Below are 5,525 nucleotides of genomic sequence, written 5' to 3'. Positions count from 1 at the left end.
CGTCATCATCATCGGCGGCAGCTTTGCCGGTCTCGCCGGCGCCCTGCAGCTCGGCCGTGCCCGCCGCAAGGTCACCGTTCTCGATACCGGCCTGCCGCGCAACCGCTTCGCCGGCCACTCGCATGGTCTGCTCGGCCACGATCACAAGCCACCGCGTCGCGCACCGCGTCACTCGCCGTCTTAACGTACCTATCCCTCATACCGGAAAGCTCCGATGGCTGACCTGGTCAATCCCGTGCGGCGCATTCCCACCTCCAGCGCCCTGCCCATCGCCGTCCTTTCCGTCCTAACCGCGATGGGAACGCTGGCGACCAACATCTTGCTGCCGTCTCTGCCGCACATTGCGATCTCATTGAATGTCACGAGTGCGGCGGTCACGTCCGCCATCACCGTCTTTCTTGCGGTGTTCGGATTGGGCCAGCTCCTGGTCGGACCGGTTTCGGATCGCTATGGAAGACGTTGGCCGGTCCTGATCGGATTTGCCGTGTTCTTCGCGGGCAGCGTCTGGTGCGGTCTGGCAACCGACCTGCCTAATCTCCTTGTCGGCCGCGTCGTGCAGGCAACAGGTGCTTGCGCGACGGCAGTGCTGTCTCGCGCCATCGCCCGCGACATGTTTAGCGGCGCAGCGCTGGCACGCGCGATGGCGCTCATCATGATCGTGATGTCCGCTGCTGCCGGGTTCTCGCCACTGCTTGGCGGCGCACTCGACCACAGTCTGGGCTGGCGCGCCGAATTCGCGCTGGTCGCGGCCTTTGCTGCCGTCGGCGCCGTTGCCTACGGCATCGTTCTCGGCGAAACCCACAATTCGATCCGCACGCCGCTCAACCCAGTTGCCATCGGCAGGACCTATGCCGGCTTGATTGGCGACCGTCGCTTCGCTATCCCCGCGATCACCTCGAGCCTCATCATAGGGGGCATGTTCTCATTGTTTTCCGCTGCACCGCGCCTATTCATCGAAGCGCTGCACTTTACGCCGATCCAGCTAGGCCTCTTTTTCGCCGGCACCGTCTTCATCGTATCCGCCGCGGGTATGCTTGCATCGAGATTGGCATCACGCTACGGGCTCGATGGCCCGATCCGGGCCGGCTTGTGCGCGACGGCCGCCAGCAACCTTGCGATCGTGCTCATCTCGATGATTAGTCCGACTTTCCTGCCTTTTCTGGCCGCGATATGCGTTTTTCTTCTCGGGGCGGGTGTTGTCATTCCACTGGCCACTGCGCGGGCGCTTTCTCCAGTCGGGGAGAAGGCCGGCGCCGCCTCGGCGCTGCTGGGTTTCTTGCAGATGATGGTCGCCGCGATCGGCGTATGGCTTGCTGCCACAGTGTCGCATGAAGCAATGTTGGCGCTGGGCGTCGTGATGAGCGCATTTTCCCTGCTGGCTCTTGGCCTGTACGCGCGAGGCCCAGGATCTTGATTGGCGCATGACTCCGCGCGCGTTTCTTTTCAGTCGCTCGTCAGCTTTGCGAAGTCCGGCTTACGCCGTCGGGCAAACGCGGCAAAACTTCACCAGTTTGACAATTGTGCCTTCTCCCCTCGGCATCAAGTGCCGTGGAATTCCGGTTTGCTGCTGCCAGGTGGGCGCTTCATCTCGAACATGTTCTCGGTCCTGACCTCGAGGTAGTCTCTCGGCCGGCACGCAGTATCGGACGCGCAAGTGCCGTGTTGGAGACGCCGTTCTCGATCAACGATTGGTCAATGTAGACCGCCACAACCTCACTGAGCAGGAACCATTCTTCGACCTTTTCACCGCGTGCGTTGGCGAGTTGAGAGACCTCGACGACCTTGCATTCCATGGCGGCCCTGCTCTCGCCTACCCTTGGCAAAGCTACATAGCGCCTTAGCCAAGAGTTCCGGCGTCCGCCGGGTCAGGCCGGTGATGATGCCGAGCCCGCCGGCGTTGGCGCGCCGGCCCTGTCTGTTTTCGGTCACCACAATTCAAGTATTTGACAGTATTCTAATTCTTGAATTACGACACCATGCAGTCTCCGCAATAGGCAAGCCAATGGGTAAGTTTCAACCTGTCCTCCAACGGAGCCCATCACCATGGATGACGTCATCATCATCGGCGGCAGCTTTGCCGGTCTCGCCGGCGCCCTGCAGCTCGGCCGTGCCCGCCGCAAGGTCATCGTTCTAGATACGGGCCTGCCGCGCAACCGCTTCGCCGGCCACTCGCATGGTCTGCTCGGCCACGATCACAAGCCACCATTGGACATCCTGGCCGAGGCGCGGCAGCAATTGGCGCGTTATCCCACGGTCAGGCTGGTCAATGCCCGGGCCGACAGCATCTCTGGCAACATCGACAAATTCTCCGTCCTCACTGGCGATGGCGAAAGCCTTGGGGCGCGCCGCCTGGTCCTGAGCTATGGCATCGTGGACCAGATGCCTGACGTTCCGGGCTTTGCCGAAAGCTGGGGGACGTCCATCGTGCCCTGCCCCTATTGCGACGGCTTTGAAGTCGCCGGCCAGCATTGGGGCCTCGTCTGGTCCGGCCCGCAGTCGCACAATCAGGCCAGGCTGTTCCTCGATTGGACCGACAAGTTGACGCTCTTCGCCGATGGTCACGACATTCCGCCTGATATCCAGGCCGATCTGGCGCGCCGCAACATAGCTGTCGTCGATGGCCGGATCACCGAGATCGCCCATCACAAGGGCCATATCGCCACCGTCAATCTCGATACCGGCCGCAATGTCGCGGTTGACATCCTGTTCGCCCATCCGCGCAACAAGCCCTCCGCAAGCCTGCATGAATCATTGGGCCTCGCCACGATCGATACGCCCTCGGGCATCGCCCTCAAGGTCGACGAGCGCCGCCAAACCAGCATGCCCGGCATCTACGCCGCCGGCGACCTCACCACGCCCTTCTTGCCCTCGGTCACCCAGGCATCATCGCAGGGCGCGATGGCGGGTATCTTCGCCCAGCAGTCGATGCTGGTTTGAGAGCACAGATTGGAGATGAGCATGGCCGTCGAACCGGACAGCGCGGGTGTGCGCTTCCCTCCGCCCTTCGTCTATCTGGGAGCGCTGCTGTTGGGGCTGGCGGCGGAGCGGTTCGTCACCCAGCGCTCTTTCGGCATCGACTGGCGGTTGCTGGTCGCGACGGGCGCGCTGCTGTTCGTTGCCGGCGCGGCGATGATGCTTGCAGCGGCGGGGCTGTTCCGGCGGCTGGGCACCAACGTTCCGCCGTCGCAGCCAACGACCCTCATCGCAACCACCGGTCCTTATCGGTGGACCCGCAACCCCATGTATCTCGGCATGGCGCTTATCTATGCCGGCCTTGCGATCGGCTTCGACGGGCCGATCGCCTTCGCCTTGCTCCCGTTGGTGCTGATCGCGATCCAGACGCAGGTGATCGCCCGCGAGGAGCGCTATCTCGAAGCGAAGTTCGGCGACGACTACCGCCGCTACAAGGCCGAGGTTCGCCGCTGGCTCTGACTATTGCGCCGCTGCCGCCTGCGTGGCCGCCCGTCAGCCAGCTTTCCCGACAGATCGCCGTCGTTACCCGGAGCAGCTTTCAGTATCTGGAAAGTATCCATCAGTCTTGCAGAGCCGTCGGCTATCCAACAACAGGGGGCATCAATGGTCTACAGTCTAATTGTCAAAAAAGAGATCCGCAGGAGCTTCGATCATGTCAACAACCAGCGTTGGGATGATGCTGCAAAGGGCCTAACACCAAACGCGTATCACTGGGTTGCCGGAGATCATGCGTTGGGGGGTGAGCGACATGGAAAGCAATCGGTGAAGCAGTGGTTCGAGCGCATGGGCCGTGTTTTCCCGAAGCTTCACATAGATATTGAGCAGGTCGAGGTGACGGGTTGGCCATGGAATACCACAGTGTTCGTCAAGTGGCGGGCCAACGCGAGGCTACTTGACGGCCAAAGCCTGTATGTGAACAGGGGCGTCCACGTCTTCAAGTTGCGATGGGGCAAGGTTTATTCGATTGAGGAATACTTCGACTCGCAGGCTGCAGAACGAAGCCTCGCTATCCAAGCTCGTGCCGGTTTGGATGAAGCTGCGGCTGGACCAATCGTGAGCTGACGCGGATCATTCGTGTGATCCCGCCATCAGCTTGGCGTTGGTGTTGGCGAGGGTTGGGGAGTGGTGGGTAGAGGATTTGGCTGCTGCTGAAGCGGGCCGGGAAGCGGATCGCCACCGTGCGGAATGCAAGTCCCGATGTTGCTGACTTGGATGTCGCGTGCCTTGGTAATCCCTGCGCCGTTCGAAACTGAGTGCCGCCGATCTGTCCCAAGCCTCGAATGCGTCCGCGTAATGCCTCCGCATCTGCGCCTCCGCGGACAGGCAGTCCGCGAATTTCTCGAATACCAGATCGGTGTTGACTGTTTCTAGGTAGCTTTTTGTTGAGTTCACTGGTGCGCTACCGGCCGCAAATTTGGCAAAATGCGCCGTGCGCGGCGATGAACAAGGCGACGGCCGACCGGCAATAGGAATCGATTTCGTTGTCGTCCTCTGCTCTCGCCTGACCGAAGCGTGCGATCATCAGGAGATCGGATCCTTTGAAAAGCGCGGCAAACAAGCGGGCGGACCGGAGAGGATCGGGCACGTTCAGAAGCGCCTTCGCGTGCAACCGACGCAACAGGGCCTCGATTTGGGCGATGACATGGCCGGGGCCGGCTTCGTAATGGAGCTTGCTTAACGAGTTTTGATTCGTCCTGTTGGCCATGACCATGGCTTCGACACTGCGGACGTCTGATCTCAACAGCGTGCGAAGCAGGGATGATCCCACCGCCATGAGCTGATCTTCGACCGAACCGTCGACGCCTTCAAGAAGGGCCTGTGGTGCAAACGACTGATGGCAGCCGGCCGCGATGGCCGCGCCGAACAGCGCCTCCTTGTTCTCGAAGTGCCTGTAGATGCTGAGCTTGGATATCTTCGCCCGCTGGGCGACCTTGTCCAATGTCGTCGCCTGAAAACCCAATTCCACAAAGAGTTCGCTCGCGGCGTCGACGATCGTTTGGCCAAGCGCTTCGTTGGCGGGCCGGCCGCGCCGGCCCTGTCTGTTTTCGGTCACGACAATTCCAGTACTTGACAGTATTCTAATTCTTGCATTACGATACCATATAGTATCTGAAATGTGCAAGCCAATTGGTAGGTTCCAACTTGTCCTCCAAATCAAGTTTCCCCGCGCCGCCCGGCGATCTCGAATGCGGCGTTGTCCGGCCGGTCAACACAGTGATGGGCGACTTTCTCGTCGATGCCGAAGCCCGGCTCGCTGCCCGTCTCAAGCGCGTATCGTCTGACGATATTGCGCCGACCTAAGGCACGAGGGATCCCATGCAACGACGGACCCTGCTGAAGCTGGCCGCGCTTTCCACCATCGGCCTCGCGCGCGCTCAGGCCACCGCCAAGCCCAACGCGTCCCCCTCCATCCCCAACACGGAGCCCATCACCATGGATGACGTCATCATCATCGGCGGCAGCTTTGCCGGTCTCGCCGGCGCCCTGCAGCTCGGCCGTGCCCGCCGCAAGGTCACCGTTCTCGATACCGGCCTGCCGCGCAACCGCTTCGC

Annotated in this window: 6 protein-coding genes and 2 pseudogenes; 7 read left to right on the top strand and 1 reads right to left on the bottom strand. The window is 61.4% G+C overall.

The features are described 5' to 3' along the window. From MOV75_RS25995 to MOV75_RS25975, 5 genes and pseudogenes are all read left to right on the top strand, one after another. A pseudogene (locus MOV75_RS25995) lies at nt 1-154 on the top strand (NAD(P)/FAD-dependent oxidoreductase); the annotation flags it as partial. 60 nt (nt 155-214) lie between these two features. Then, on the top strand, nt 215-1,414 hold the full coding sequence (locus MOV75_RS25990) for a multidrug effflux MFS transporter (protein WP_246930404.1): 1,200 nt from the start codon (nt 215-217) through the stop codon (nt 1,412-1,414). Nucleotides 1,415-2,043: 629 nt separating this feature from the next. Next, complete coding sequence (locus MOV75_RS25985) at nt 2,044-2,937, top strand: NAD(P)/FAD-dependent oxidoreductase (protein WP_246930401.1); 894 nt, start codon at nt 2,044-2,046, stop codon at nt 2,935-2,937. 21 nt (nt 2,938-2,958) lie between these two features. Beyond that, nucleotides 2,959-3,432: an isoprenylcysteine carboxylmethyltransferase family protein gene (locus tag MOV75_RS25980; protein WP_246930399.1), complete on the top strand. Its 474-nt coding sequence runs from the start codon at nt 2,959-2,961 to the stop codon at nt 3,430-3,432. A 144-nt stretch (nt 3,433-3,576) separates the two neighbouring features. Beyond that, entirely contained in the window at nt 3,577-4,035 is a 459-nt protein-coding gene (locus MOV75_RS25975; RefSeq protein ID WP_246930397.1) for a nuclear transport factor 2 family protein, read from the top strand. 337 nt (nt 4,036-4,372) lie between these two features. Here MOV75_RS25975 and MOV75_RS25970 read toward each other — a convergent pair whose 3' ends face one another. Continuing rightward, nucleotides 4,373-5,026, bottom strand: coding sequence for a TetR/AcrR family transcriptional regulator (locus MOV75_RS25970; RefSeq protein ID WP_246930395.1), 654 nt, complete (start codon nt 5,024-5,026; stop codon nt 4,373-4,375). An 89-nt stretch (nt 5,027-5,115) separates the two neighbouring features. Between MOV75_RS25970 and MOV75_RS25965 the strand changes: the two genes are divergently transcribed. Beyond that, nucleotides 5,116-5,274, top strand: coding sequence for a hypothetical protein (locus tag MOV75_RS25965; RefSeq protein ID WP_246930393.1), 159 nt, complete (start codon nt 5,116-5,118; stop codon nt 5,272-5,274). A gap of 15 nt (nt 5,275-5,289) precedes the next feature. After that, a pseudogene (locus tag MOV75_RS25960) lies at nt 5,290-5,525 on the top strand (NAD(P)/FAD-dependent oxidoreductase); the annotation flags it as partial.

Source organism: Bradyrhizobium sp. PRIMUS42 (assembly GCF_023006515.1).
Lineage (GTDB): Bacteria > Pseudomonadota > Alphaproteobacteria > Rhizobiales > Xanthobacteraceae > Bradyrhizobium.
This window is presented reverse-complemented; position numbering and strand designations above follow the sequence as displayed.

Coding starts and splice junctions, on each gene's coding strand:
- MOV75_RS25985 (WP_246930401.1), top strand. CDS start 2,044: ATGGATGACGTCATCATCATCGGCGGCAGCTTTGCCGGTCTCGCCGGC.
- MOV75_RS25980 (WP_246930399.1), top strand. CDS start 2,959: ATGGCCGTCGAACCGGACAGCGCGGGTGTGCGCTTCCCTCCGCCCTTC.
- MOV75_RS25990 (WP_246930404.1), top strand. CDS start 215: ATGGCTGACCTGGTCAATCCCGTGCGGCGCATTCCCACCTCCAGCGCC.
- MOV75_RS25975 (WP_246930397.1), top strand. CDS start 3,577: ATGGTCTACAGTCTAATTGTCAAAAAAGAGATCCGCAGGAGCTTCGAT.